Origin of the sequence: Streptomyces sp. AgN23, assembly GCF_001598115.1 — a bacterium.
GTDB lineage: Bacteria > Actinomycetota > Actinomycetes > Streptomycetales > Streptomycetaceae > Streptomyces > Streptomyces antimycoticus.
This window is the reverse complement of record NZ_CP007153.1, coordinates 5,971,286-5,997,277: the sequence shown is the minus strand read 5'-3', so window position 1 is coordinate 5,997,277 and position 25,992 is coordinate 5,971,286. Positions and strand designations below refer to the sequence as shown.

Below are 25,992 nucleotides of genomic sequence, written 5' to 3'. Positions count from 1 at the left end.
CGAACCTCCACCGGTCCGGGGGCCATTGATGATGCGCGGTCGCGAGGTTCCGGGCCTCAGCCCTTCACGCACACGACCTGCTTGAGCCTCGCCACCACCTCGACCAGATCCCGCTGCTGGTCGATGACCTTCTCGATCGGCTTGTACGCCCCCGGGATCTCGTCCACGACGCCGGAGTCCTTACGGCACTCCACGCCCCGCGTCTGCTCCTCCAGGTCCCGGGTCGAGAAGCGCTTCTTCGCCGCGTTACGGCTCATCTTCCGGCCCGCTCCGTGCGAGGCCGAGTTGAACGACGCCTCGTTCCCCAGACCGCGCACGATGTACGAACCGGTGCCCATCGAGCCCGGGATGATCCCGTAGTCCCCGCTCCCGGCGCGGATGGCGCCCTTACGGGTCACGAGAAGGTCCATGTGCTCGTAGCGCTCCTCGGCGACGTAGTTGTGGTGGCAGCTGATCAGCGGCTCGAAGACCGGGCGGGCCTTCCTGAACTCCTTGCGCACCACGTCCTGGAAGAGCGCCATCATGATCGCGCGGTTGTACTTCGCGTACTCCTGCGCCCAGAAGAGATCGTGCCGGTACGCCGCCATCTGCGGGGTGTCCGCGATGAAGACGGCCAGGTCGCGGTCGACCAGATCCTGGTTGTGCGGCAGCTTCCGGGCCTCGCCGATGTGGTACTCGGCGAGCTCCTTACCGATGTTGCGGGAGCCGGAGTGCAGCATCAGCCAGACCGAGCCCTCGTCATCGAGGCAGAACTCGATGAAGTGGTTACCGGACCCGAGCGAACCCATCTGCTTGACGGCCCGCTCCTCACGGAACTTGACCGCGTCGGCCACTCCCCCGAACCGGCTCCAGAAGTCGTCCCAGCCCGCCGTCGGAAACGCGTGCAGCCGCCCCGGGTCCACCGGGTCGTCGTGCATTCCGCGCCCCACCGGGATCGTCTGCTCGATCCGGGACCGCAGCCGCGAGAGATCCCCCGGAAGGTCGTCGGCAGTCAGCGATGTCCTGACCGCCGACATCCCGCAGCCGATGTCCACGCCGACGGCCGCCGGGCACACCGCGCCCGCCATCGCGATCACCGAGCCGACCGTGGCACCCTTCCCGTAATGCACGTCCGGCATCACGGCGAGGCCCTTGATCCAGGGCAGCGTGGCGACATTCCGGAGCTGCTGCATGGCCACGCCCTCGACCGTCGAAGGGTCGGTCCACATCCGGATCGGCACCTGGGCGCCGGGCACCTCGACATACGACATGATGTACTCATTCCCCCGTAAAAGACAGAAAACGCAAAAGCCGGACCAAGACCCCATAGGGGGCAGGTGACCGGCAGGCACCGCAGTGCGTGCGGTAGACATTGTCTCCAGCCACCGCCCGCGGGCGGCAAGGAGTTTTCCGTCGCTCGAAGGGACACCGACAGTGCAGCCAGCGCAGCGAAGGGCGTACGGACGGCGGGCCACCCCGGCCGTCGCCGTGCTCATCACCGTGCTCGCCGCCGCGGGGCTCGGCGGATGCACCGGCTCCGATTCATCGTCCGGCCCGGACGACGGCGCCTCCGGCGACTCCGGGACGAATGTCTCCGCCGAGCCCGGCCGTTACCGCACCCTGCCCGAGGCATGCGGCGCGGTCAGCCGCAAGACCCTGCAGACCCTGCTGCCGGGCGCCGAGCAGGACGACAAGGTGTACGACGGCCAGGCCGCCGTGACGTATGACATCGACCGGCGGGACGGCTGCCGCTGGAAGGTGGAGACCGCGAGCGGCACGCGCTATCTCACGATCGACTTCCAGCGCGTCGTCTCGTACGACCCCTCGGTCAGCGATGACGACCGGGCGCAGGAGACCTACGAGAAGAAGGCCGTCGCCGCCCACATCCCGGACGCCCCGAGCGCCCCCTCGACCCCCTCCTCCAGCTCGCGGAGCGAGGGCGGCGCGAGCGGCGGCAGCAGCTCCTCCGCCTCCCCCGGCACAAGCTCCGACGAGCCCGGCAAGAGCGGTAAGGGCGCCATGGGCGATGAGGCCAACAACTCCGACAAGACAGGCAAAGGCACCGATACCCCCTCCGCGGGGGGCGAGGCGAGCGGCGAAAGTGACGAAAGTGACACCGCCTCGGACGACACCGCCCCGCGCCGGCTGGACGACCTCGGTGACGACGCCTTCCTCAACGACGAGCTGATCACCAAGGACTCGGGTCTACACCGCGATATCACGCTGGTGTTCCGGTCCTCGAATGTGATTGCCACCATTGAGTACGACCAGTGGACGACCGACAAGAAGCACATTCCCAACAGCCAGGGACTGCAGGAAAACGCCCAGGACTTGGCCGATGAGCTGACCGGTCGCCTCAACGAATAGCGGGTTCCGGCCACCCTCCGCGAGCCCCCGCTCAAACCTCGGAAATTGGGACGCCCGCACGTCGGCCGCGTACCGTGCCGACTAATGACGCGGGCGGTACGTCCGCCCATCGACAGAGAATGAGCGAAGGACCCATGCACCGTTCAGCCCCGCGACTCGCCCGAATACTCGCCTGCGCGACCGTACCGATGGTGCTCGTCGCCGGCTGCTCCTCCGGCTCGGACGACAAGGACGAAAAGAACGCCGGTGGCTCGGCGAGACCCGGCTCGCCCAGCGCTTCCCCCACCGTCGCGGCCGCGAAGTTCAGCAAGCTGCCCGACGTGTGCACCGCCCTTTCCGGGAAGACCGTCGACAAGCTCGTCCCCAAGGCGCAGAACAAGAAGGGCAAGGCCCTTCCCTCGGCCGACACCAACACGTCCGCCAGCTGCCTGTGGAGCGGACTCGACGGCTTCAAGTACCGCTCGCTGACCGTCTCCCTCAAGCTGTTCCACTCCGACCCGGGGCTCGGCTCCGGCGACCGGCGCGCCGGGGAGTACGCCACCCAGCAGGCGAGCCGTGCCGCCACCGGCAAGGTGACCGACCCCAAGACCGAGAAGGTCGCGGGCATCGGCGACGAGGCGACCTCGGTCAGCTCCAAGGAGAAGAAGGACGGCGACGAGTTCCGCAACCAGACGGTGGTGACCCGCACCGCCAATGTCGTCATCACCGTCCAGTACGACGGCGCGGGCTACGAGAAGGAGAAGACCCCGGACGCGGCCGCGCTGCTCAAGGACGCCAAGTCCGCCGCCAAGGAGGCCGTCGGCGCCATCGCGAAGGACTCCCAGAGCGGCACCTGATCCCCCGACACGGCCCCTTCCCGCCCACGGACCTTGACGTGTATGCGACGCTGAGGCCGCTGTTGTTGAAGACGGGGAGGGGTCGCGGGTGGCCGCGATGCAACTGACACGGATGCACCGAATACTGGCCGGGGTGGTCGTCACCGGGGCGGTGGTGATCGCGGGGATCGGCTTCGCCGGTTCCTACTCCGCGGTGCGCGATCTCGCCCTCGACAAGGGCTTCGGCACGTTCTCCAACGTCTTTCCGATCGGCATCGACGCGGGGATCGTGGTCCTGCTCGCACTGGATCTGCTGCTCACCTGGATCCGCATCCCCTTCCCGCTGCTGCGCCAGACGGCCTGGCTGCTGACCGCGGCCACCATCGCCTTCAACGGCGCGGCCGCCTGGCCGGACCCGGTCGGCGTCGGCATGCACGCCGTGATCCCGATCCTCTTCGTCGTCTCCGTGGAGGCCGCCCGGCACGCGGTCGGCCGGATCGCCGACATCACCGCCGACCGGCACATGGAGTCGGTCCGCATCACCCGCTGGCTGCTCGCGCCGGTGCCCACCTTCCGGCTCTGGCGCCGGATGAAGCTGTGGGAGCTGCGCAGTTACGACGAGGTCATCAGGCTGGAGCAGGACCGGCTGGTCTACCAGGCCCGGCTGCGGGCCCGTTATGGGCGCGCCTGGCGCCGTAAGGCGCCCGTGGAGTCGCTGATGCCGCTGCGGCTGGCGCGGTACGGGGTGCCGCTGTCGGACACCGCCCCCGCGGGGCTCGCGGCGGCCGGGCTGGAGCCGTCCGCGGTGTCGCCGACGGCGCTTCCGCGGGGCCGGACCGACGCGGTGGACGGGGCGGGGGCCAGGACCGCCTCCCCGGGGGCCCAGCCGGGCCTGTACGGCCCGCCCGGGGCCCTGGAGGGTGCGGGCGGCACCGGCGCCGCCGACGCCCCGCAGCAGCACCCCCAGACGCCCCAGGCGCAGGAGCTGCCGCTCTCGCTGCCCCTGCCGGTCTACCAGCAGCCCGCCGGGCAGGGCCACGACGGCCGCAACGCCGTGCCGTTCGACCCGGCCGCCGCCGCCCACCCCACGCCGGTCGAGCAACAGCCGCAGCAGCCCCAGCAGCCGCAGTACGAGCAGGCCCCCCAGCCGCAGTACCAGCAGGTCCTGGGCCAGGCGGCGCAGTTCGGGCAGCAGCCCGAGCAGCAACAGCCGCAGCAGCCCCAGCTGACCGTGCCGGTCGGGCCCGGCGGCCGGGTGCGCCCGCTCGGCGGTGAGGGCGTGGGCAGCCACCAGGGCGTGTACGTACCGGAGCAGCGCGAGCCCGAGCGGTACGCGTACGAGGAGCAGCCGGGGCAGCCGGTGAACCAGCTCCCGGACGACGTCCCGCGCGAGGAGGTCTACTACGCGACCTTCCGCCAGTTCCTCGCCGACCACAGCCGGTACCCCTCCGCGTACCAGTTCGGGCAGCGGCTGCGCGAGACGTACGGCGTGAGCGACCTCAGCAACGGCGAGCTGTCCGCGTATGTCGAGGACTTCAAGGAGCGCGTCCGCCTGGAGCGGGAAGCCATCCCGTAAAGCCGAAGGCGCCGGGCGGCAGCCGTAAGGCCGCCCGCCCGGCGCCCGGGAGCGCGGAGGTCAGGCCGCGAGCAGCTTGCGCACCCGGTCCGCCCCCACCGCCAGCAGCAGCGTGGGCAGCCTCGGGCCGGTGTCCCGCCCGACCAGCAGGGTGTAGAGCAGCGCGAAGAACGACCGCTGGGCGACCTTCAGCTCCGGCGTCGGCTTGGCGTCCGGCGACAGCCCCGCCTGGATCTTGGGCACTCCGTAGACCAGCGTGGTGAGACCGTCCAGCGACCAGTGGTCGTCCAGGCCGTCGAGCAGCAGTCGCAGCGACTCCCGCTCGGTGTCGCCCAGCGCGGCCAGCCGCTCGGTGTCCGGCTCGTCCCGGACCCGGGTGCGCTGGTCGGCCGGGACCTGGGTGGTGATCCAGCGCTCGGCCTTGTCGAGCCGGGGCCGGGTCTCCTCCAGGGACGTGACCGGGTTGCCCGGGTCGAGGTCGCTGAGGATGCGCAGCGTCTGCTCGTCATGGCCGGTGGTGACGTCCACCACCGAGGCCAGCGTGCGGTACGGCAGCGGGCGCGGGGTGCTCGGCAGCTCGCCCGTGGAGGTGCGGGTCGCGCGGCCGTAGGCGGCCACGTCGGCGGGCTGGGCCGTGCCCTCGCTGATCTTGCGCTCCAGCGCGTCCCACTCGTCGTAGGTCCGCTGGATCTCCTGGTCGAAGGCGATCTTGAAGGACTGGTTGGGCCGGCGGCGGGCGTACAGCCAGCGCAGCAGCGGCGCCTCCATGATCTCCAGGGCGTCGGCCGGAGTGGGCACACCGCCCTTGGAGGAGGACATCTTGGCCATGCCGCTGATGCCCACGAAGGCGTACATCGGGCCGATGGGCTGCTCCCCGCCGAAGACCTCGCGGACGATCTGGCCGCCGACCACATAGGACGAGCCGGGCGAGGAGTGGTCGACACCGGAGGGCTCGAAGACCACGCCCTCATACGCCCAGCGCATCGGCCAGTCGACCTTCCAGACCAGCTTGCCCTGGTTGTGCTCGGTGAGCAGGACGGTCTCGCCGTGGCCGCACGCGCAGGTGTAGGCCAGCTCGGTGGTCTCGTCGTCGTACGAGGTCACCGTGGTCAGATCGCGGTCGCAGACCGAGCAGTAAGGCTTGTACGGGAAGTAGCCCGCGCCGCCGGCGCTGCCGTCGTCCTCGGCGGCCGCGCCCGACCCCTCGGCGGCGGCCAGCTCGGCCTCGTCGACCGGCTTCTGCTGCTGCTTGGCCGGCTTCTTCGCGGCCGCCTTGTCCTTGGTGCGGTACCGGTCCAGGACGGCGTCGATCTCCCGGCGATGGCGCATCGCGTGCAGGATCTGCTCGCGGTACGCCCCCGAGGTGTACATCTCGGTCTGGCTGATCGGGTGGAACTCGATGCCCATCTCCCGCAGCGCCTCGGCCATCGGCACCTTGAAGTGCTCCGCCCAGTTCGCATACGGCGATCCGGGCGGAGCCGGGACCGAGGTGAGCGGCTTGCCGATGTGCTCGGACCAGGACGGGTCGATCCCGGCCGGGACCTTGCGGTACCGGTCGTAGTCGTCCCAGGACAGGATGTGAACGCATTCATAGCCCCGGCGCCGGATCTCGTCGGCGACCAGGTGCGGGGTCATGACCTCGCGCAGATTGCCGAGGTGGATCGGGCCGGACGGGCTGAGGCCCGAGGCGCAGACGACAGGTTTGCCCGGGGCGCGGCGCTCCGCCTCGGCAATGACCTCGTCGGCGAATCGGGAGACCCAGTCGGTCTCGGTGCTCTGAGCCACGGTCGGCACTTCCTTCCTAGCGGTCATGGCACCGCCCATTGTCCCAGACGGAACGGACCCCTCTGGCGTTGCCCACAGGGCCTGCCGGGCGGGCCCGGGTTATCCACAGGCCGGGGAAATCGTTGGACCCGCCGTGAAATACTGGGTTGCCCATACCACCACTATCGGAATGGCACCTCATCTATGGCATCGGTCCCTTCCCTCGCCGCCACCGTCCATCAGCGCGTCGCGGACGCCCTCTCGGCCGCCCTGCCGGAGGCCGGCTCCGCGGACCCGCTGCTGCGACGAAGCGACCGGGCCGATTTCCAGGCCAACGGGATGCTGGCGCTGGCCAAGAAGCTCCAGGGAAACCCTCGTGAGCTGGCCTCCAAGGTTGTGGCGCACCTTCCGGTCGCCGCCACCTCGGCCGACCCCGATCCGGTGATCGCCGACATCGAGGTCTCCGGCCCCGGCTTCCTCAACATCACGATCGCCGACTCCGCGATCACCGCGACCCTGGCCGCCCGCGCCGCCGACGACCGCCTCGGCGTGCCGTTCGCGCAGACGCCCGGCACCACCGTGATCGACTACGCCCAGCCCAATGTGGCCAAGGAGATGCACGTCGGCCATCTGCGCTCGGCGGTGATCGGCGACGCGGTGGTGCGGATCCTGGAGTTCGCGGGCGAGAAGGTGGTCCGCCGCCACCACATCGGCGACTGGGGCACCCAGTTCGGCATGCTCATCCAGTATCTGATCGAGCACCCGCATGAGCTGGACCACAAGGACGCCTCCTCCGGCGAGGAGGCCATGTCCAATCTGAACCGGCTGTACAAGGCCGCGCGAGCGCTCTTCGACGCCGACCCGGAGTTCAAGGAGCGGTCCCGGCGGCGGGTGGTGGATCTCCAGGCGGGCGACGAGGAGACCATCGCCCTGTGGCGGAAGTTCGTGGACGAGTCGAAGATCTACTTCTACTCGGTCTTCGACAAGCTGGACATCGAGATCCACGACCCCGATGTGGTCGGCGAGTCGGGTTACAACGACATGCTGGCCGAGACCTGCCGACTGCTGGAGGAGTCCGGCGTCGCCGTTCGCTCCGAGGGTGCGCTGTGCGTCTTCTTCGACGACATCAAGGGCCCCGAGGGCAATCCGGTGCCGCTGATCGTCCAGAAGTCCGACGGCGGCTTCGGCTATGCGGCCACCGACCTCTCCGCGATCCGCGACCGGGTGCAGCATCTGAAGGCCGACACCCTGCTGTATGTGGTGGACGCCCGCCAGTCGCTGCACTTCAAGATGGTCTTCGAGACCGCCCGCCGGATCGGCTGGCTCAATGACCAGGTGCACGCCGTCCAGCTCGCCTTCGGCACCGTCCTGGGCAAGGACGGGAAGCCCTTCAAGACCCGCGCGGGCGAGACGGTGCGGCTGGAGGACCTGCTGAACGAGGCGACCGAGCGGGCCGCCGCCGTGGTCCGGGAGAAGAGCGAGAAGAAGCTCAGCCTCACGGAGGAGGAGATCCTCGAGCGCGGCGCCCAGGTCGGCGTCGGCGCGGTGAAGTACGCGGATCTGTCCACCTCCGCGTCGCGTGACTACAAGTTCGACCTCGACCAGATGGTCTCGCTCAACGGCGACACCTCGGTCTATCTGCAGTACGCGTACGCCCGGATCCAGTCGATCCTGCGCCTCGCCCAGGAGGGCCAGCGGCCGCTGGCCCACCCCGAGCTGCCGCTGACCAAGGCCGAGCGGGCGCTGGGCCTGCACCTCGACCAGTTCGGGGAGACGCTGGGCGAGGTGGCCGCCGGGTTCGAGCCGCACAAGCTGGCCGGGTATCTCTACCAGCTGGCCTCGCTCTACACGACCTTCTACGACCAGTGCCCGGTTCTGAAGGCCGAGGGCGGCCCGTCCCAGGTGGAGAACCGCCTCTTCCTGTGCGACATCACGGCGCGGACGCTGCGGCAGGGCATGACCCTGCTGGGCATCCGCACCCCCGAGCGCCTCTGAGCCGGCTGACCGTGAAGCGCCCCGCCCCTGCGACAGGGAGCGGGGCGCCGCACATTCATCAGGGGCGTATCGCAGTTCCTCAACCGCGCGCTCCTCAACCGCGCGCTCCTCAACCGCGCGCTCCTCAACCGCGCGTTTCTCAACCGCGCGTTTCTCAACCGCGCGTTCCTCACCGGCAGAGCACATCGTGCTTCGGCCGCTCCCCCTTCAGCAGGAAGTCCGTGACCCTCCGGTCCGCGCAGGCGCTGCCGTTGTTCACCAGATAGGCCGCGCCATGCCCCATCGCGTCCACGCTGACCATCCGGGCCCGGTCGCCGTAGGCGCGCCGCAGGTTCAGCGCCCCGCTGTACGGGGTGGCCACATCGCGCTTGTTCTGCACCAGCAGCACGTTCGACGGCCCCTGGTCGGTGATCCGCACCGGCTTGTCGCGCGGCGCGTCATGCCAGAACGAGCAGGGCGTGACGTTCACCGGCATGCCCGCGGTGAGCGGGTGGCTCTTACGGCTGGCGGCCACATCCCGCGCGTAGTCCGGCAGGGATGTGGGCCACTCCACGTCGTTGCAGATGGTCGCGAGGGACACGGCCGCGGCGTCCTGGGGCGGGTCGGCCGGTGCCGCGCCGGGCGCCTTACCGGCGTCCGCGTCCACGATCAGCTTGGCCAGGTCCTCGAAGTGGTCCCGGGAGTAGAGGGCGTTCAGCATGCTCTGGCGCAGTGCGTTGCCGTTCAGCTCGGGCGGGTTGGCGCCGGGCCACGGCAGCGGCTTCGCGTCCAGCCGGGCGGCGAGGTCCAGCACCCGGCTGCGCACCCCGTCGGGGGTCCGGGCGAGCCGGACGGGGCTGTCCGGGGCGGAGGCCCAGGCGGCGAAGTCCGGGAAGGTGTCCTCGACGCCGACGGCGTAGTTCGCCAGCCAGCGGCGCTCCACCCGCTCCGGGTCGGGGTCGTCATTGCTGTCCAGCACCCAGCGGTCGGTGTGCTCGGGGAACATCTGCGCGTAGACGGAGCCCACATACGTCCCGTAGGAGACGCCCCATGCGGACAGCTTCCGCTCGCCGAGCGCCCGGCGGATGCTGTCGATGTCCCGGGCCTCGTTGACGGTGCTGATGGTGCGCAGCAGCTCACCGCCATTGCGGGCGCAGGTGTCGGCGATGCGGCGGCCGGTGGTGACGTTCTGCGTGATGTCCCCGCCGGGGGCAGGCCAGGGGCGGGAGGCGAGCAGCGACAGATCGCCGGTGTCCAGGCCGCATCCGGTGTGCGTGGACCGCCCCATGCCGCGCGGGTCGAAGCTGACGATGTCATAGGCGTCCCGCACCGACCGCGGCAGCCGCTTGCCGAGCGTGGTGGGCCGCTCCAGCCCCGTGGATCCGGGGCCGCCCGGGATCAGCAGCAGGGTGCCCCGGCGGGCCTGTGGCCGCTCACTGGGGATACGGGATACGGCGAGGGAGATCCGCTTGCCGCCGGGGTCGCGGTGGTCCAGCGGCACCGTGAGCGTGGCGCATTCCTGCCGGGGGTCGAGCCCGGTGCCCTCGCAGGCCCCCCAGCTGAGCGCGGTGGCGGTCGGATCGGCCAGCGGTCCCGGGGTCGCGTCCGCGGACGCGCTGCCGAGGAGGGATGCGGTGGCGGCGGTGGCGAGGGCCAGCGCGGCGGTTCTGCCGGTCGTCGGTCTCATGTGCACAAGCCTTGTCGAACCGGCTTCTGCCTCCCATCCGGGCAACCGGCCGACCTGTCCGGGGGATAACCCCCGACGGAACGTCAGGCGTACCGTCGCGCACGTAGCATTCGCGACACATTTCCCGGACCCGGACAACCTCTCGCCACCCCGGCCCGTCCAACCCCGTGAATCACCTGTCATCAACAGACCATTGGGGGCTTGACCATGCGACGGTGGGGGACCGCACTCGCGGCGATGGTACTCGCGGGCGGCGCGCTGGCGGCGACGGCGGGAGCGGCGGGGGCCGTCACTCCGGCCGCGGCCGAGGCGGCGGCCTGTGAGACCGGCTGGGGCAGCGGCGAGAAGACGGCCCAGCCCGCGGGCCACACACCGCTGGGGAGCATCAGGACCGGCCGGCACGCCTGCTACGACCGCATGGTGTTCGACGTGAAGGGCGCCACGGCCGCCGATCGCATCGGCTACCGCGTGGCCTACGTGGACACCCTGTACCAGGACGGCTCGGGCGAGGAGATCCCGGTCGGCGGCGGGGCGATCCTGGACATCCATGTGGCCGCGCCGAGCTACGACCCGGGGACCGGCGGGGAGTCGTATCCGGGGCGGGCGCGCAAGCCGCTGCCGGGGGTGAACGTCGCCGGGTACCAGACCTTCCGGGACACCCGCTTCGGCGCCAGCTTCGAGGGCGAGACCCAGGTCGGCCTGGGCGTGCGCGCACGGCTGCCGTTCCGCGTCTTCCAGACGGACGGGCGGGTCGTGGTGGATGTGGCGCACTCCTGGAACGCGGTGCGCTGAGGGAGACGGCGAAGGGCCTGCCCCACGGCCGGACGGTCGTGGGGCAGGCCCTTGTCCGCCTCGGACTCGGCCTACTGCTTGAAGCCGTAGTCCATGATCTTCTTCGCGTCCGCCGTGCGGTTGTCCACCGAGGAGGAGGCGAGGACGGTGCCGATCATCGTCTTCCCGTTCCGGGTGGCGGCGAAGACCAGGCAGTACTTGGCCTCCGGACCCGAGCCGGTCTTGACGCCGATGGTGCCCGAATAGCTGCCCAGCAGATTGTTGGTGTTGGTCCACGACATGTAGCGGTAGCCGCCGCTCTTCGTGGTCACCTTCTGCTTGGTCGACTTCGTCTTCACGACCGTGCGGAACGTGGAGTACTTCATCGCGCTGCTGGCCAGCTTGGTCAGATCGCGCGGCGTCGAGTAGTTGGCGCCGTGCCCGATGCCGTCGAACGAGTCGAAGTGGGTGTTCGTCAGCCCGAGGGACTTGGCCGTGGTGTTCATCTTGCCGATGAACGACTTCACCCGCGCGGCCCGGGTGGAACCGGTGCCGAACTTGTCCGCCAGCGCGTACGCCGCGTCACAGCCGGACGGCAGCATCAGCCCGTACAGCAGCTGGCGGACGGTGACCTTGTCGCCGACGATCAGCTTGGCCGAGGAGGCCCAGTTGTTGTCGACGATGTAGTCGCTGTACGCCTTCTGGACCGTGACCTTGGCGTCCAGGTTGAGATTCGGCTGTGCGAGCACCACCCGGGCAGTCATGATCTTGGTGGTGGAGCCGGTGGACCGACGGGTGTCCGCGGCCTTGGTGAACAGGCTCTTTCCCGTGCCGTTGTTCATCACGAACCCGCCCTTGGCGGCGATCGTGGGAGTAGCGGTCGTCGCGGCCTGCGCGGAGGCGGTGAACGCCCCCGCCGTCAGCACGGCTCCAGCGGTGATCGCGACCGCGGATACGCGACGTAGACCCTTCATGCCGGTTTTCAACGTGAATATCTCCCAATGCCCCATGCGTGCGGCCGCATCGCAGGGCCGCTCTCTCATGTGACGCGTGAAACGGGTCAAGGGATGTGCCCCTCAGCCGAGATTTCTGGAAATTCCCCCGGCTGCCCGCCTGCCGCCCCGTCACCGGCAGCCGCGGGGCCGGGCCGCAGGCCGGATAGTGGATCGTGCCGATTCCCGAAAGCTGACAGTGGATCGTGCCGATTCCCGAAAGCCACCGAAAGCGCCCGCCATGACCTCCCAGCAACTCCTCGACCGCGTCCAGCGCCTGGCCGACGCGGGCGGCCGCCGCCTGCTCGGCATCGCCGGGCCGCCCGGGGCCGGCAAGACCACCCTCGCCGAGTACCTGGTCAACGCCCTCGGCGCCGACCGGGCCGTCCTGGTGCCGATGGACGGCTTCCACCTCGCCGACGCCGAGCTGCGCCGGCTCGGCCTGATCGGCCGCAAGGGCGCACCGGAGACCTTCGACCCGTACGGCTACACCGCGCTGCTGCGACGGCTGCGGGCGCCGCGCGCCGAGGAGGTCGTCTACGCGCCGGGGTTCGACCGCGAGCTGGAACAACCCGTCGCGGGCACCATCCCGGTGCCGCCGGAGATCCCGCTGGTGATCACCGAGGGGAACTATCTGCTGCTGGACGAGGCCCCCTGGCTCCCGGTCCGCGAGCTGCTGGACGAGACCTGGTGGGTCGACCTGGACACCGAGGAGCGGGTGCGCCGGCTGATCGACCGCCATGAGCGGTTCGGCAAGCCGCGCGCGGTGGCCGAGCGCTTCGTCCTCACCTCCGACGAGGCCAACGCCCGGCTGGTCGCCCCCGGGCGGGCGGCCGCCGACTTCGTGGTCAGGGGCCGGTGACGACCGGCGCCCTCGGCCTTGGCCCCGACTCGCCGGACGTTCATGAGGCGAGGGTGCGCCAGCCGTGGTGGAAGTCCCCGGTGGCCCCGGCCACATCCCGACTCGTCATACGCGTCGCCGCCCCCGTTCATGGGGCGGCGACGATCTCAACCGAGCAGGTGCCGGAATCGCTCGTTGCTCGGTTCCGCACTCCGCGCCCCAACCGTCGCGGCCCAGTGCCGACACGTGGCGGACACGAACGCTCCAACAGCGTGCTCACTTGCCCGCCGCCAGCTCGCGAATCCTCGCAGCCACGCCAGTGCGTCCCCGGGCGGCTGCCCGCATTCCATAAGCCGTACGGCGGTGTTGGCCGGATCCACCCAGGCTGGGCCGATCGCGGGCATGGCCCAGTCCACAACGTAAGCCTCACCGCCGGTGTTGCCGATCAGCAGGTTGTGGGGATTGGTGTCCGTGTGCAGCAGATGATTCCCCGCGAGAGCTTCCGCCTCGTCAGGCTCCAAGAACTTCCGCAACCTGTCGGCGAATTGCGGAATCGGAAAATCCGGGATCTTCAGGTCCTGCATACGCTTCATGATGAACGCCACGGCATCCAGGTCATTCGAGCCCGGCCCAAGGTCCGCGTGCCGACCGTCGACGTAGACGAACGCCAGAGCCGACCAGCCGCCCGCGTCGAATCGGTAGCGGACGGTGGGGCTGATGCCTCCGACCGCCCGGTTGATCCGCTCCTCGCATCGCAGAGCCGCCGTCCCGGGCTCGTCCGTCTCACGAACGCCCTTGAAGAACAGGCGACCGTCGTACGCCGTGTCCAGGATCAGCGCGACAGAACAATTGAGACCGTCCTGGACTTCCGCTGTCGCGCTCACCTCTCCCGTGCGCGTCTCCACGGCACTGCGCAGTTCGACCGGGAGGTCATCCCATGTGACGCGCTCGATCACGTCATTTCTCCCTTGGATACGCGGTCGGGGTGCCGGTCTCCCGGCACCCCTTCCGGCTTCGGCGGTCTACTGCGTGGCGCCGCACTTACGGCAGCGGACCTTGCCGCTCCAACCGACCCAATCGTGATCACACTCGCTCAGAATATGCCGCATCGCATTCCTCTCCATTGGTGTTCCCGCATGTGCCAACCCGTCCGGCTGCCGCCCGTTACGCAGCCAGCCGAACGGGGGTCCTGGGGTGGGCCGCTAGCCCGTGCGCTCCGGCGCGGCTTGGGCCGACGCGGGCGACTCGGAAGGCGTAGAGAGCGGTCCTACGCGTCGGCGGGCCTCCTGGTGACAGTCGCAGTCGCAGCGGACCGTCATGATGAGGTCGCCGCGCTCCTGGCCCGGCCGGGGCGGCAGTCGTACTTCATGGGGGCCACGGCATTCCCCGTGCAGGACCGCGTACTTGGGGCGCGCGACGGCAAGGCGGCATTCTGGCTCCAGATGGCGGGCAGAAGCGGTCATCCGGGCCGTCCCTCCTGCCTGGTCCGACTCGCTGACGTGAGGGTGTGCGGGCGGAGGGGTCCCGGGTAATGGGCGGCGTGCTTGGGGCAGGCGTAGATCGTCACGCCACCGACACTGCCGCTGTGTTCCATCGCGACCGGGGTCGGTTCGTCGGTGGGCAACTGGCAGCGATAGCAGAGCTGGCGGATCTCGGGCGCGGGGCCCAGGACTTCGGAGACCGCCTGAGCCAGGGCCTCGTGCAGCGGCCGGATGTCGGTCAGGTACCGGCCGGGGCCGAGGGGCACCCGCCAGTAGCTGTGGTGGTCAGCCGTCCAGGCAGCGGGGGGCACACCGAGGAGCGTGGTCTCGTCGGCCAGCGCGGCGAGGACGCGTACCCGGCGCAGGCACCAGCTCCGTGCGGTGTCGACTCCGATCAGCCAGTACAGCTTGCCGTAGAGGTCGTCCTGGATGACGGCACCCGACTCCCGGCCGAGCAGTTCCAGTGCGCGGTCTCCGACAGCGGCGGGCGCGGACACGGCGTCCCACCAGCGGCCAACCGGTAACGGTTCGACGTCCTCGGTGTTCGGCGGTGTCCATGGCAGGTCTCTGGTCGTCATCGGATCGCCTCCGGCATGGAACGGATGGCGTTGTCCATCGTTGCGCCCCTCATTCACTCGGCCTGGTCGGAGAGGGTTCTCCCTGCTCATGACGTCATGAATCGGCGCATTGGGTATGAAGGGACCGCAGGTACGGGATGATGGCGACTGCTACGACCAGGTAGGGGGCCAATGACGCAGAGCCAGCCTTCATCCCTGACCCGTGGTCAGGGAAAGGCCAATCGCACCCGCAGGGGCATCGTGTCGGGGTACGTCTTGCGGCTCATAAGGGAACAGTTGGGCCTCACCCAAGAGACCCTTGCCGAACGCTTCCGAGTCTCGCTCGACACCATCGCGGGCTGGGAGTCGGGGCGCCGACCACTTACCGCCGTACCCGCCGGGCAGATGCTCGTCCATCGTCACCGGCTGATGCACCTGGGCGCCTCACCGACGCTGCTGCTGGCCCTCGAACGCGCCATGGAAGCGGATGTCCTGCTGGCCAGCGCCCTCGACGACGAGGCGTCTACTCAGGACAGCCCGCTCGGTGCCTGGGTGATGCAACGCGACCTTGTCGAAGTGCTGACCTGGCCAATTACCGGAGAGCCACCGACCCCGGTCCGAGGACTGTCCTACCCTCCGCGACAGCGGAGAGGCCCCGTACCCCCAGCCCCGGAATTGCCCGCCGAAGACTGCAAGCGCTTCTTCGCTCACTTACGGCGTATGGCCGAAGAAGCCCGCAGCGGAGGAAACTTCCTGCTCCGGCGCCAAGCCCTCTACCTGTCCGGATACGACGACCGAGCCAACAACGGTGACTGGCTTGCGCAACAACAACGCAGCGAGCGCCCTTCGGACTGGCTGACCAGTTGGCTCAATGAGCGATCTGTCGCAGCCGTAGCGGCTCGCCAGGGCGATCGGGAACACATGCAGCACTTCGTCAGCAACACGCTGAACGATGACGACGCCAGCGAGACGGCAAACCTCAACTACTGGGCGTATTGGATCGGCGAGACCCAGCGCATCGAGCTATCCGATCAGTTCATCGCCTCGCGTCAGCTTGACCGCTGGTCGGGCGTGCGGCTGCTGGAGCACTTGGCCCGGGGGCTTGCACCACATCACGGATACGTCGACCTGAACATTCACACCCTGTGGGCATTGCTCGTCGCCAGACCCCAGCTGCTCCGTGCGGGAAATGCCGCCATCACCCTCCGGGCACGGCTGCAGGTGATGTTGGATAGCCGGGAGATTTCCGCAACGGCTCGTCGCGAGCTCGAGGGCATCCGGTACGCGATCCGTCTCGCTGAGGCGTGAGAGGAGTTGGACGGTGGCTGATGATCTGCATGCGGTGGCACGCTTCCTTTTCGAGGCCGGGACGCTGAAGCAGAACCGCAGGACCGGCTGGTGGATGGCAGGCGTGCGGGATCCGGAAAGCGTCGCGGAGCATGCGTGGCGCACGTCGCTGATCGCCTCGGTCATCGCCCAGTTGGAAGGTGCCGACCCTGCGCGAGCCGCTCTCCTGGCCGTCTGGCACGACTCTCAGGAGACGCGCACCGGGGACGTGAACCACCTCGGCAAGAAGTACGCGCCCAGCGCCGACCCACAGGCGGTGACGGCAGATCAGACCGCTGGTATGCCGGAAGGTCTCGCTTCCGTCGTGCGGGCTTGGGTGGGCGAGTACGAAGCGAAGGAATCGCCCGAGGCGGTATGTGCCCGGGAGGCGGACAAGCTCGAATGTCTGCTTCAGGGGATCGAGTACCTGGCTCAGGGGTACGCGAACGCTCAGCGGTGGGTGGACAACAGCCGCGGCCGGTTGGTGACGGAAACCGGCAAGCGCCTCGCTGACGAACTCCTGAACCAGGGGTCTCTCGACTGGCTTCGTGCGGCGCTGGGCGAGAAGCCATAGCGGCTCCACGACACGCAGCCGGGCCGGACACGCCCGGTGCGCATCCGGCCCGTACAGAGCCCAGGGGGACTACTCCCCGCGGTTCAGCCGCTGGGCGACCTCGACCGCCCAGTACGTGAGGATCATCCCCGCGCCCGCGCGCCGTACCGACGTCAGCGTCTCCATGATCGCGCGGTCGCGGTCGATCCAGCCGTTGGCCGCCGCCGCCTCGACCATCGCGTACTCACCGGAGATCTGGTACGCGGCCACCGGCACATCCACGGCGTCGGCGATCTGCCGCAGGATGTCCAGATACGGCAGGGCCGGCTTCACCATGACCATGTCCGCGCCCTCGGCCAGGTCCAGCTCCAGCTCGCGCATCGCCTCCCGGGCGTTGGCCGGGTCCTGCTGATACGTCTTGCGGTCGCCCTTCAGCGAGGAGCCCACCGCCTCGCGGAACGGACCGTAGAAGGCGGAGGCGTACTTCGCGGTGTAGGCGAGGATCGAGACGTCCTGGTGCCCGGCGCCGTCCAGCGCCTCGCGGACCACCCCGACCTGCCCGTCCATCATGCCGCTGGGGCCCACCGTGTGGACGCCCGCGTCGGCCTGGGCGCGGGCCATCTCCGCGTACCGCTCCAGCGTGGCGTCGTTGTCGATCCGGCCCTCGGCGTCCAGGACCCCGCAGTGGCCGTGATCGGTGTGCTCGTCCAGGCAGAGATCGGACATGATCACCAGGTCGTCGCCGACCTCGGCGCGCACATCGCGGATGGCCACCTGGAGGATCCCGTCCGGGTCGGTGCCGGGCGTGCCGACGGCGTCCTTCTTGGACTCCTCCGGCACCCCGAAGAGCATGATCCCGCCGATGCCCGCGGCGACCGCGTCGGCCGCCGCCTTCCGCAGGGAGTCCCGGGTGTGCTGGAGGACGCCCGGCATCGCCTGAAGCGGCAGCGGCTCGGTCAGGTCCTCGCGGACGAACGCGGGCAGGATCAGCTCGGCCGGATGCAGCCGGGTCTCCGCGACCATGCGGCGCATGGCCGGGTTCACCCGGAGCCGGCGCGGTCGCGCGCCGGGGAAGCTGCCGTACCTGGTACTCAAGAGCGTGCCCTCCTCCGTGATCCCGGCCGTCGCTCGCTCGGGCGGGTGACCGGCTCCCCGGCCTCGATCGCGGCCTGCCGCCGCGCCGCCCCGAAGTCCGCGAGCGCCTCGGCGAGCTTGAGCACCGAGGGCTCGGGCGACAGCACGTCCACCCGCAGCCCGTGCTCCTCCGCGGTCTTCGCGGTGGCCGGGCCGATACAGGCGATGACGGTGACATTGTGCGGCTTGCCCGCGATGCCGACGAGGTTCCGCACGGTGGACGACGAGGTGAAGAGCACCGCGTCGAACCCGCCGCCCTTGATGGCCTCCCGGGTCTCGGCCGGCGGCGGCGAGGCGCGCACGGTGCGGTACGCGGTCACGTCGTCGACCTCCCAGCCCAGCTCGATCAGCCCGGCGACCAGGGTCTCGGTGGCGATGTCGGCCCGCGGCAGGAAGACGCGGTCGATCGGGTCGAAGACCGGGTCATACGGCGGCCAGTCCTCCAGCAGCCCGGCCGCGGACTGCTCGCCGCTGGGCACCAGATCCGGCTTCACCCCGAAGTCGATCAGCGACTTCGCGGTCTGCTCGCCCACCGCCGCGACCTTGATCCCGGCGAACGCGCGGGCGTCGAGCCCGTACTCCTCGAACTTCTCCCGCACCGCCTTGACCGCGTTGACCGAGGTGAAGGCGATCCACTCATAGCGCCCGGTGACCAGGCCCTTGACCGCGCGCTCCATCTGCTGCGGGGTGCGCGGCGGCTCCACGGCGATCGTCGGCACCTCGCTGGGCACCGCGCCGTAGCTGCGCAGCTGGTCCGAGAGCGAGGCGGCCTGCTCCTTGGTGCGCGGCACCAGGACCTGCCAGCCGAACAGCGGCTTGGACTCGAACCAGGAGAGCTGATCACGCCGGCCGGCCGCGCTCTGCTCGCCGACCACGGCTATCACCGGCTGTGCCCCCTGCGGCGACGGCAGCACCTTCGCCGCCTTCAGCACCTGGGCGATGGTCCCCAGCGTCGCGGTCCAGGTCCGCTGGCGGGTGGTGGTGCCGCCCACGGTGACGGTGAGCGGGGTGTCCGGCTTGCGGCCCGCGGCCACCAGCTCACCCGCGGCGACGGCCACCGTCTCCAGGGTCGCGGAGACCACGGCGGTCGCGTCGGACGAGCCGACCTCGTTCCAGCAGCGCTCATCGGCGGCCAGGGCGTCCACGAAGCGCACATCCGCGCTGTGGGCGTCCCGCAGCGGCACCCCCGCATAGGCGGGCACGCCCACCGCGGCGGCCACACCCGGCACCACCTCGAAGAGGATGCCCTCGGCGGCGCAGGCGAGCATCTCGTCGGCGGCGTATCCGTCGAGGCCGGGGTCGCCCGCGACCGCGCGGACGACCCGCTTGCCGCCGCGCGCGGCCGTCATGACAAGATTGGCGGTGTCCCGGAGTACCGGGACGGTGGCGGTGGCCGACGACCCATCAGCGTCCGCCTGTCGCGGCACGCCCTGAGCGTCCGCGGCCACGCCCGGCCTGACGTGCCCCCGCACCACGTCGAGCACTTGCGGGTCGGCGATCAGTACGTCCGCGGTGGCCAGAGCCTCCACGGCGCGCAAGGTCAGCAGGCCCGGATCTCCGGGGCCCGCACCGAGGAAGGTGACGTGTCCGCAGCCGGGGTGATTCGGGACGGTGGGGTTCAAAGTGCTCGCTCCCCCATAAGACCGGCCGCACCCTTGGCGAGCATCTCGGCCGCGAGTTCGCGACCGAGGTCCCCGGCCTCACTGGGCGACGCGGGTACGGGACCGGTGGTGGACAGCTGCACCAGCGTCGTGCCGTCGAGGGAGCCGACGACGCCGCGCAGGCGCATTTCGGTGACAACCTGACCGTCGGCCAGCAGGTCGGCCAGCGCCCCCACGGGTGCGCTGCAGCCGGCCTCCAGGGCGGCGAGCAGGGATCGCTCGGCGGTCACGGCGACCCGCGTATACGGGTCGTCGATCTCGGCGAGCCGGGCAGTGAGCGCCACGTTGGACGCGGCACACTCCACTGCCAGGGCCCCCTGGCCGGGGGCGGGCAAAACATGGCCGACATCGAGCAGCTCGGACGCCTCGCCGATCCGCCCCAGACGGATCAGGCCGGCGGCGGCGAGCACCACGGCGTCCAGCCGTCCCGACCGGACGTAGCCGATGCGGGTGTCGACGTTGCCGCGTATCGGCACGGTCTCGATGTCGAGGCCGAAGGAGCGGGCCCACGCGTTGAGCTGGGCCGCGCGGCGCGGGGATCCGGTGCCTATCCGGGACCCCGCGGGAAGCTCGGCGAAGGTGAGCCCGTCCCGGGCGATCAGCGCGTCGCGCGGGTCCTCGCGGCGCGGTATCGCGGCCAGCCGCAGCCCCTCCGGCTCCGCCGTGGGAAGGTCCTTCAGCGAGTGCACGGCCAGGTCGATCTCACCGCTCAGCAGCGCCTCGCGCAGCGCCGAGACGAAGACGCCGGTGCCACCGATCTGCGCGAGGTGCTCCCGCGAGGTGTCGCCGTACGTGGTGATCTCGACCAGTTCGACGGGGCGCCCGGTGGCCTCCCGCACCAGGTCCGCGACCAGGCCGGACTGGGCCATGGCGAGCGCGCTGCGGCGGGTGCCCAGACGCAGCGGCGCGGCGGCGCCGGAGGCGGCGGGTGAGGGGGTGGCGTTCATGGCCGGCCTCCCTTCGGGTCGTTCTGTTCGGCCGCGCGGGCCGAGCCGTCGGCACGGCTGACGGCGGCGACCGCCTGCGGATCGAGGTCGAAGAGCTCGCGCAGCGCGTCCGCGTAACCGGCGCCTCCCGGAGTGCTCGCGAGCTGCTTGACCCGCACGGTCGGCGCGTGCAGCAGCTTGTCGACGACCCTGCGCACGGTCTGTGTGATCTCGGACCGCTGCTTGTCGTCCAGATCCGGAAGGCGCCCGTCGAGCCGGGCGATCTCACTCGCGACGACGTCCGCCGCCATGGTACGCAGCGCGACCACCGTCGGGGTGATGTGCGCGGCGCGCTGGGCCGCCCCGAAGGCGGCCACCTCGGCGGAGACGATGGTCCGTACCTTGTCCACATCGGCGGCCATCGCCCCGGCGGACGAGCCCGGCGCCCCGGACGGCTCGGCGGCCGCCTCGGCGAGGGACTCGATGTCGACCAGGTGCAGCCCCTCGATCCGGTGCGCCGCCGCGTCGATGTCGCGCGGCATCGCCAGATCGAGCAGCGAGACGTCCGACCCCACGCGGTGGGCCTCGGGTGGGCAGGCCGCGCGCTGGGCGAGCGCGGTGCGCAGCTCCGCGGCGGCCAGGACCAGCCCGGTCGCGCCCGTACAGGAGACGACGATGTCGGCGTGCGGCAGCTCGGCGGACACCCGGTCCCGCGGCACGGCGCGGGCCACCAGCGGCTCGCGCAACGTTTCATCACCCTCGGCGGGGATCGCGGCCGGGGTGGCCGCGTGCTGCTGGACCAGGGACTCGGCGAGGCGCAGCGCCCGCTCCAACGTCCTGTTGGCGATCACCAGTTCTGCCACACCGGCGCGCGCGAGCGTCGCCGCGGCCAGCGAGGACATCGAGCCGGCGCCGATCACCAGGGCCCGCTTGCCCCGGGCCCACTCCGCCACCGGCGCGCCCTGGGCGAGCTGCTCCAGGCCGAAGGTGACCAGCGACTGGCCCGCCCGGTCGATACCGGTCTCGCTGTGGGCCCGCTTGCCGACCCGCAGCGCCTGCTGGAAGAGATCGTTCAGCAGCCGCCCGGCGGTGTGCAGCTCCTGCCCCAGCGCGAGCGCGTCCTTGATCTGGCCGAGGATCTGGCCCTCGCCGACGACCATCGAGTCCAGCCCGCAGGCCACCGAGAAGAGGTGGTGGACGGCCCGGTCCTCGTAGTGGACGTAGAGATACGGGGTGAGCTCGTCCAGTCCGACGCCGGTGTGCTGGGCGAGCAGCGTGGACAGCTCGGCGACCCCGGCGTGGAACTTGTCCACGTCGGCGTAGAGCTCGATGCGGTTGCAGGTGGCCAGCACCGCGGCCTCGGTGGCGGGCTCGGCGGCGAGGGTGTCCTGCACCAGCTTCGCCTGCTCGTCCCCCACCAGGGCGGCGCGCTCCAGCACGCTCACGGGCGCGCTGCGGTGGCTCAGTCCGACGACGAGGAGACTCATGCCGGCATCACGGCGGGCACGTCCCCGTCAGGTCCTTGCCGGCCGCTGTCCGCTGCGGGGCCGCCGGAGGGCGCGCGATGCGCCACGGGCGGCGGTGGAACGGCTCCCGCCGCCTCCTCGGGCGCGGCGACCTCCTCACCCGCCTTGCGCTGCTCGTGGAAGGCGAGGATCTGCAGCTCGATGGAGAGATCGACCTTGCGCACATCCACCCCGTCCGGAACGGTCAGCACGGTGGGCGCGAAGTTGAGGATCGAGGTGATCCCGGCGGCGACGAGCCGGTCGCAGACCTGCTGGGCCGCGCCCGCCGGGGTGGCGATGACGCCGATCGAGACGCCGTTGTCCGTGATGATCTTCTCGAGCTCGTCGGTGTGCTGCACCGGGATGCCCGCGACCGGCTTCCCGGCCATGGTGGGGTCGGCGTCGATCAGCGCGGCGACCCGGAATCCACGGGAGGCGAAGCCGCCGTAGTTGGCGAGCGCGGCGCCGAGATTACCGATACCGACGATCACAACCGGCCAGTCCTGGGTGAGCCCGAGCTCCCGCGAGATCTGGTAGACGAGGTACTCGACGTCATAGCCGACACCGCGGGTGCCGTACGAACCGAGATAGGAGAAGTCCTTGCGCAGCTTGGCCGAATTGACGCCGGCCGCGGTGGCCAGCTCCTCCGAGGACACTGTGGGCACCGAGCGCTCCGAAAGAGCGGTCAGCGCACGCAGATACAGCGGTAGCCGGGCGACGGTGGCCTCGGGGATCCCTCGGCTGCGGGTCGCCGGTCGGTGAGTTCGGCCAGTTGCCACGGTGCTCCTGCGGGTAGAGCGAGGCTGTGGGCGGCCGGGTGTTTCATGACCGCCCCATCGACAGCAGGCTATGTCTTTGTGAACGCGTGCACAAAGATGATGTCCGCTTTGTCCGAGCAAAGTGACCGGTGTCACGCGCCTTTTCCCGCCAGCCGCGGAACCACCACCTGCGTCACACCGTTCCCGGCAGGCACACTCGCACCGCCGGGCCGCCGACCGGAGCACAGGCCCTCACTCCTCACCTTTTTACCCCCGGACAGCAACAAAACGCCCACGATCGTAATCGACCGAGAGCCCACTTCCGAACTCGCGGAAGGGGCACCATCGCGGGTCGGGGCGCTGGGTTCTTCCGGCCGGGGGCACCTCCCAGCGGTAGCCGGGGGAGGCTGGAGCGCCCCGGAGGCGCACCGAGCCCCCAAAAAGGGCGGGCAGAATGAAGGGCATGAGTCCGTTGCTGCGCCGCACTCCGCGGAAGAAGCCCTCCGAGCGCACGGTCACGCTGATCGGCAAGCCCGACTGCCATCTGTGCGAGGACGCCGAGGCCGTGATCGAAGACGTCTGCGGCGCGCTGGGCACCCCCTGGGAGAAGAAGGACATCACCCAGGACGAGGAGCTGTACCGCGCCTACTGGGAGCAGATCCCGGTGGTACTCATCGACGGCGAACAGCATGACTTCTGGCGGGTGAATCCCCAGCGGCTGCGCACCGCGCTCGGCGGCTGATCCAGCCCCCGCGAGGCGGCTGATTTCAGCCCCTCCGCGGCCTCCCTTTCGCGTAACCTGAATCGGCCCGACACCCGGGCGTAACGGGATGCGCCGGAGCGCTGGCTATGCTCGCTCCATGGCCGCACTGGGATGGTTCACCCGACGTCGACGACCCGCCACCGAGCGGAGTGTCCTCGCCGGAGAGGCATCGGCCGAGGCGGCGCGCAAGTCGTCGGCCGAGACCCCCGCACCGCAGCCCCCCGCCGAGCCGGAGTTCCCCGTCGTCGGCGACGAGCGGGCCGCCGCCTTCTTCGACCTGGACAACACGGTCATGCAGGGCGCCGCGATCTTCCACTTCGGCCGCGGCCTCTACAAGCGGCACTTCTTCCGCAAGCGCGAACTCGCCCGCTTCGCGTGGCAGCAGACCTGGTTCCGGGTGGCCGGCGTCGAGGATCCGGCGCATATGGAGGACGTGCGCAGCAGCGCCCTGTCCATCGTCAAGGGCCACCGGGTCTCCGAGCTGATGTCGATCGGCGAGGAGATCTACGACGAGTACATGGCCGACCGCATCTGGCCCGGCACCCGCGCTCTCGCCCAGGCCCATCTGGACGCCGGACAGCGGGTCTGGCTGGTGACCGCCGCGCCGGTCGAGACCGCGACGATCATCGCCCGGCGGCTCGGCCTGACCGGGGCACTGGGCACGGTGGCCGAGTCGGTGGGCGGCGTCTACACCGGCCGGCTGGTCGGCGAGCCGCTGCACGGCCCGGCCAAGGCCGAGGCCGTGCGGGCGCTGGCGACGGCCGAGGGCCTGGATCTCTCCCGCTGCGCGGCCTACAGCGACTCCGCGAACGACATCCCGATGCTGTCGATCGTGGGCCATCCGTACGCGGTGAACCCGGACACCCGGCTGCGCAAGCACGCCCGTGAGCACAGCTGGCGGCTGCGCGACTACCGCACCGGCCGCAAGGCGGCCAAGATCGGCATTCCGGCGGCGGCCGGGGTGGGCGCGGTGGCGGGCGGCACGGCGGCCGCCGTGGCCCTGCACCGCCGGCGCCGCTGACCGCGGGCACGACCGGGGCCACCGGTGCCGCCGACCTCAAGCGGCCGACCGCCCCCTCCACCCCTCTGACCTCCCGCTGAACCCTTTCCGGCGCGCTTCCCTCGGGCCCCGCTGACCGCTCGCGCACGACCGTGACCGAGGACGGTCAAGACTGACCGCCGATCGCGCTCCGTGACCATGCGCCCATCGATACGCAGCGTCACCAACCGAACGCGCCCGCCCAGTTTCGGTCATTCCGCGCGTCTTACCCCACAGCGCTCCCGCCAGTCCCCTTACCGCCGCTTTGTCACAACACGCCACGCAATCGCACAACCCACGAACGATTCCGATCAATTAGCGGTGCACGTTCGATACTTGATGAGTCGTCAATGCATAACAGAGCGAACGGAAACGATGATTTGAACAACTGGGTGTAGTGCCGCCTGTACGAAGCGTTATTCTCCTTAGACGCAAACCGGTACCCACACGTCCCTACGGCGGGTGACGGTCCCGTACTGCTCGTGATGGAAGCTCTGCCTCTGGGAGTCTCGTGTACCCACACGTCGGGGTTGACGCCTCGGGCCTGGCTACGCTGCGCGCAACGGTCCTTGACTGTCTGCGCGGCTACGTCCCCACCGCGTATGCCGTCCCCGCACTCGCCACCCCCCTGCCCGTCAGCCCAGCCGTCGGCACGGTCAATCGCCCCGGCCAGGCCGGTCCGTGCTACGCACTGGCGGACGGCGGCGCCGCGGTCAGCAGACGCTCCCGCGGCTCCACCACCCCCACCGCCCGGCGCCCCGGCGCCGACAGTGACAGCCGTCGCATGATGGACCTCGTCGAGCGCGCCCAGTCCGGAGAGGCCGAGGCGTTCGGCAGGCTCTACGACCAGTACGCCGACACGGTCTACCGCTATATCTATTACCGCGTGGGCGGCAAGGCCACGGCCGAGGACCTCACCAGCGAGACGTTCCTGCGCGCCCTGCGCCGCATCGGCACCTTCACCTGGCAGGGCCGCGACTTCGGCGCCTGGCTGGTGACCATCGCGCGCAACCTCGTCGCCGACCACTTCAAGTCCAGCCGCTTCCGGCTGGAGGTCACCACCGGCGAGATGCTCGACGCCAACGAGGTCGAGCGCAGCCCCGAGGACTCCGTCCTCGAATCGCTGTCCAACGCGGCCCTGCTGCAGGCGGTGCGAAAACTCAACCCGCAGCAGCAGGAGTGCGTGACGCTCCGCTTCCTCCAGGGCCTCTCGGTCGCCGAGACCGCCCGGGTCATGGGGAAGAACGAGGGCGCGATCAAAACCCTTCAGTACCGGGCCGTGCGCACCCTGGCCCGGCTGCTTCCGGACGACGCCCGTTGACCACCCGTAGCCGTCCGGCCACGGACCGTCCGCCTCTGGGCAGGGCGTAACCCGGGTGCTGCGCCGCTCGTTGTGGGGGATGCAGGCGCCTCGTGGTCGTACCCTGCCCGTAGTCCACTCACTCGATCGGGTGGACGCGCGCATGGCACGGAACCCTCGGGTGTCCTGGGGAGTCGACCGTCACGACGAGAGGAGGTGCCGC

22 protein-coding genes are annotated in these 25,992 nt (G+C 70.3%); 11 read left to right on the top strand and 11 right to left on the bottom strand.

Annotated elements, in window-relative coordinates; translation table 11 throughout:
- Positions 1-56 precede the first annotated feature (56 nt).
- Positions 57-1,250 carry an RtcB family protein gene (locus AS97_RS25930; RefSeq protein ID WP_210565755.1) on the bottom strand — a complete coding sequence of 398 codons (1,194 nt, stop codon included), beginning with the start codon at positions 1,248-1,250 and terminating at the stop codon, positions 57-59.
- 163 nt (positions 1,251-1,413) lie between these two features.
- Here AS97_RS25930 and AS97_RS25925 point away from each other — a divergent pair, with 163 nt between their 5' ends.
- The 3 genes from AS97_RS25925 to AS97_RS25915 all read left to right on the top strand — a co-directional run bounded on the left by AS97_RS25925 (position 1,414) and on the right by AS97_RS25915 (position 4,737).
- Positions 1,414-2,346 carry a DUF3558 domain-containing protein gene (locus AS97_RS25925; protein ID WP_247204489.1) on the top strand — a complete coding sequence of 311 codons (933 nt, stop codon included), beginning with the start codon at positions 1,414-1,416 and terminating at the stop codon, positions 2,344-2,346.
- Positions 2,347-2,480: 134 nt separating this feature from the next.
- On the top strand, positions 2,481-3,182 hold the full coding sequence (locus tag AS97_RS25920) for a hypothetical protein (protein ID WP_210565754.1): 702 nt from the start codon (positions 2,481-2,483) through the stop codon (positions 3,180-3,182).
- 97 nt (positions 3,183-3,279) lie between these two features.
- Positions 3,280-4,737 (top strand): DUF2637 domain-containing protein, encoded by a 1,458-nt coding sequence (locus AS97_RS25915; protein WP_236669656.1) that lies wholly within the window; start codon positions 3,280-3,282, stop codon positions 4,735-4,737.
- Positions 4,738-4,797: 60 nt separating this feature from the next.
- Here the strand turns inward: AS97_RS25915 and lysS are convergent, their stop codons facing one another.
- A complete protein-coding gene (gene lysS / locus AS97_RS25910) occupies positions 4,798-6,549 on the bottom strand; it encodes a lysine--tRNA ligase (protein WP_086706804.1) in 1,752 nt (583 codons plus the stop codon).
- Between the two features lie 156 nt (positions 6,550-6,705).
- Between lysS and argS the strand changes: the two genes are divergently transcribed.
- Complete coding sequence (argS, locus tag AS97_RS25905; protein ID WP_059145089.1) at positions 6,706-8,496, top strand: arginine--tRNA ligase; 1,791 nt, start codon at positions 6,706-6,708, stop codon at positions 8,494-8,496.
- A gap of 169 nt (positions 8,497-8,665) precedes the next feature.
- Here argS and AS97_RS25900 read toward each other — a convergent pair whose 3' ends face one another.
- On the bottom strand, positions 8,666-10,162 hold the full coding sequence (locus AS97_RS25900; protein WP_210565753.1) for an alpha/beta hydrolase: 1,497 nt from the start codon (positions 10,160-10,162) through the stop codon (positions 8,666-8,668).
- Positions 10,163-10,369: 207 nt separating this feature from the next.
- On the opposite strand from AS97_RS25900, the gene AS97_RS25895 reads away from it, so the two are divergent.
- Entirely contained in the window at positions 10,370-10,954 is a 585-nt protein-coding gene (locus AS97_RS25895) for a hypothetical protein (RefSeq protein WP_210567283.1), read from the top strand.
- A 71-nt stretch (positions 10,955-11,025) separates the two neighbouring features.
- Here AS97_RS25895 and AS97_RS25890 read toward each other — a convergent pair whose 3' ends face one another.
- Complete coding sequence (locus AS97_RS25890; RefSeq protein WP_059145091.1) at positions 11,026-11,907, bottom strand: D-alanyl-D-alanine carboxypeptidase; 882 nt, start codon at positions 11,905-11,907, stop codon at positions 11,026-11,028.
- A 259-nt stretch (positions 11,908-12,166) separates the two neighbouring features.
- On the opposite strand from AS97_RS25890, the gene AS97_RS25885 reads away from it, so the two are divergent.
- Positions 12,167-12,787 (top strand): nucleoside/nucleotide kinase family protein, encoded by a 621-nt coding sequence (locus tag AS97_RS25885; protein ID WP_210565752.1) that lies wholly within the window; start codon positions 12,167-12,169, stop codon positions 12,785-12,787.
- A 146-nt stretch (positions 12,788-12,933) separates the two neighbouring features.
- On the opposite strand, the gene AS97_RS25880 is transcribed toward AS97_RS25885, so the two are convergent.
- Together AS97_RS25880 and AS97_RS25875 are read right to left on the bottom strand one after the other, a co-directional pair.
- The gene (locus tag AS97_RS25880) at positions 12,934-13,722 is read right to left on the bottom strand and encodes a phosphotransferase (RefSeq protein ID WP_059145093.1); all 789 of its coding nucleotides are present in this window, start codon (positions 13,720-13,722) and stop codon (positions 12,934-12,936) included.
- A gap of 503 nt (positions 13,723-14,225) precedes the next feature.
- A complete protein-coding gene (locus AS97_RS25875; RefSeq protein ID WP_210565751.1) occupies positions 14,226-14,825 on the bottom strand; it encodes a hypothetical protein in 600 nt (199 codons plus the stop codon).
- 171 nt (positions 14,826-14,996) lie between these two features.
- Between AS97_RS25875 and AS97_RS25870 the strand changes: the two genes are divergently transcribed.
- Complete coding sequence (locus AS97_RS25870; RefSeq protein ID WP_210565750.1) at positions 14,997-16,112, top strand: helix-turn-helix transcriptional regulator; 1,116 nt, start codon at positions 14,997-14,999, stop codon at positions 16,110-16,112.
- 13 nt (positions 16,113-16,125) lie between these two features.
- Positions 16,126-16,704: an HD domain-containing protein gene (locus AS97_RS25865; RefSeq protein WP_059145096.1), complete on the top strand. Its 579-nt coding sequence runs from the start codon at positions 16,126-16,128 to the stop codon at positions 16,702-16,704.
- A 69-nt stretch (positions 16,705-16,773) separates the two neighbouring features.
- Here AS97_RS25865 and hemB read toward each other — a convergent pair whose 3' ends face one another.
- The 5 genes from hemB to AS97_RS25840 are packed head-to-tail and all read right to left on the bottom strand — an operon-like array spanning position 16,774 to position 22,688.
- On the bottom strand, positions 16,774-17,778 hold the full coding sequence (gene hemB, locus AS97_RS25860) for a porphobilinogen synthase (RefSeq protein ID WP_059145097.1): 1,005 nt from the start codon (positions 17,776-17,778) through the stop codon (positions 16,774-16,776).
- Positions 17,775-19,439, bottom strand: a complete 1,665-nt coding sequence (locus AS97_RS25855; protein ID WP_059145098.1) for a bifunctional uroporphyrinogen-III C-methyltransferase/uroporphyrinogen-III synthase — start codon at positions 19,437-19,439, stop codon at positions 17,775-17,777. The genes hemB and AS97_RS25855 overlap by 4 nt, the downstream gene beginning before the upstream one ends.
- Positions 19,436-20,425, bottom strand: a complete 990-nt coding sequence (gene hemC / locus AS97_RS25850) for a hydroxymethylbilane synthase (RefSeq protein ID WP_210565749.1) — start codon at positions 20,423-20,425, stop codon at positions 19,436-19,438. The genes AS97_RS25855 and hemC overlap by 4 nt, the downstream gene beginning before the upstream one ends.
- Positions 20,422-21,891 carry a glutamyl-tRNA reductase gene (locus AS97_RS25845; protein ID WP_210565748.1) on the bottom strand — a complete coding sequence of 490 codons (1,470 nt, stop codon included), beginning with the start codon at positions 21,889-21,891 and terminating at the stop codon, positions 20,422-20,424. The genes hemC and AS97_RS25845 overlap by 4 nt, the downstream gene beginning before the upstream one ends.
- A complete protein-coding gene (locus AS97_RS25840) occupies positions 21,888-22,688 on the bottom strand; it encodes a redox-sensing transcriptional repressor Rex (protein ID WP_059145101.1) in 801 nt (266 codons plus the stop codon). The genes AS97_RS25845 and AS97_RS25840 overlap by 4 nt, the downstream gene beginning before the upstream one ends.
- Before the next feature lie 442 nt (positions 22,689-23,130).
- Between AS97_RS25840 and AS97_RS25835 the strand changes: the two genes are divergently transcribed.
- The 3 genes from AS97_RS25835 to AS97_RS25825 all read left to right on the top strand — a co-directional run bounded on the left by AS97_RS25835 (position 23,131) and on the right by AS97_RS25825 (position 25,790).
- Positions 23,131-23,409 carry a glutaredoxin family protein gene (locus AS97_RS25835; RefSeq protein WP_059145102.1) on the top strand — a complete coding sequence of 93 codons (279 nt, stop codon included), beginning with the start codon at positions 23,131-23,133 and terminating at the stop codon, positions 23,407-23,409.
- Between the two features lie 118 nt (positions 23,410-23,527).
- The gene (locus AS97_RS25830) at positions 23,528-24,451 is read left to right on the top strand and encodes an HAD-IB family hydrolase (RefSeq protein WP_059145103.1); all 924 of its coding nucleotides are present in this window, start codon (positions 23,528-23,530) and stop codon (positions 24,449-24,451) included.
- 529 nt (positions 24,452-24,980) lie between these two features.
- Positions 24,981-25,790: an ECF subfamily RNA polymerase sigma factor, BldN family gene (locus AS97_RS25825; RefSeq protein ID WP_059145104.1), complete on the top strand. Its 810-nt coding sequence runs from the start codon at positions 24,981-24,983 to the stop codon at positions 25,788-25,790.
- The last annotated feature ends 202 nt before the right edge of the window (positions 25,791-25,992 follow it).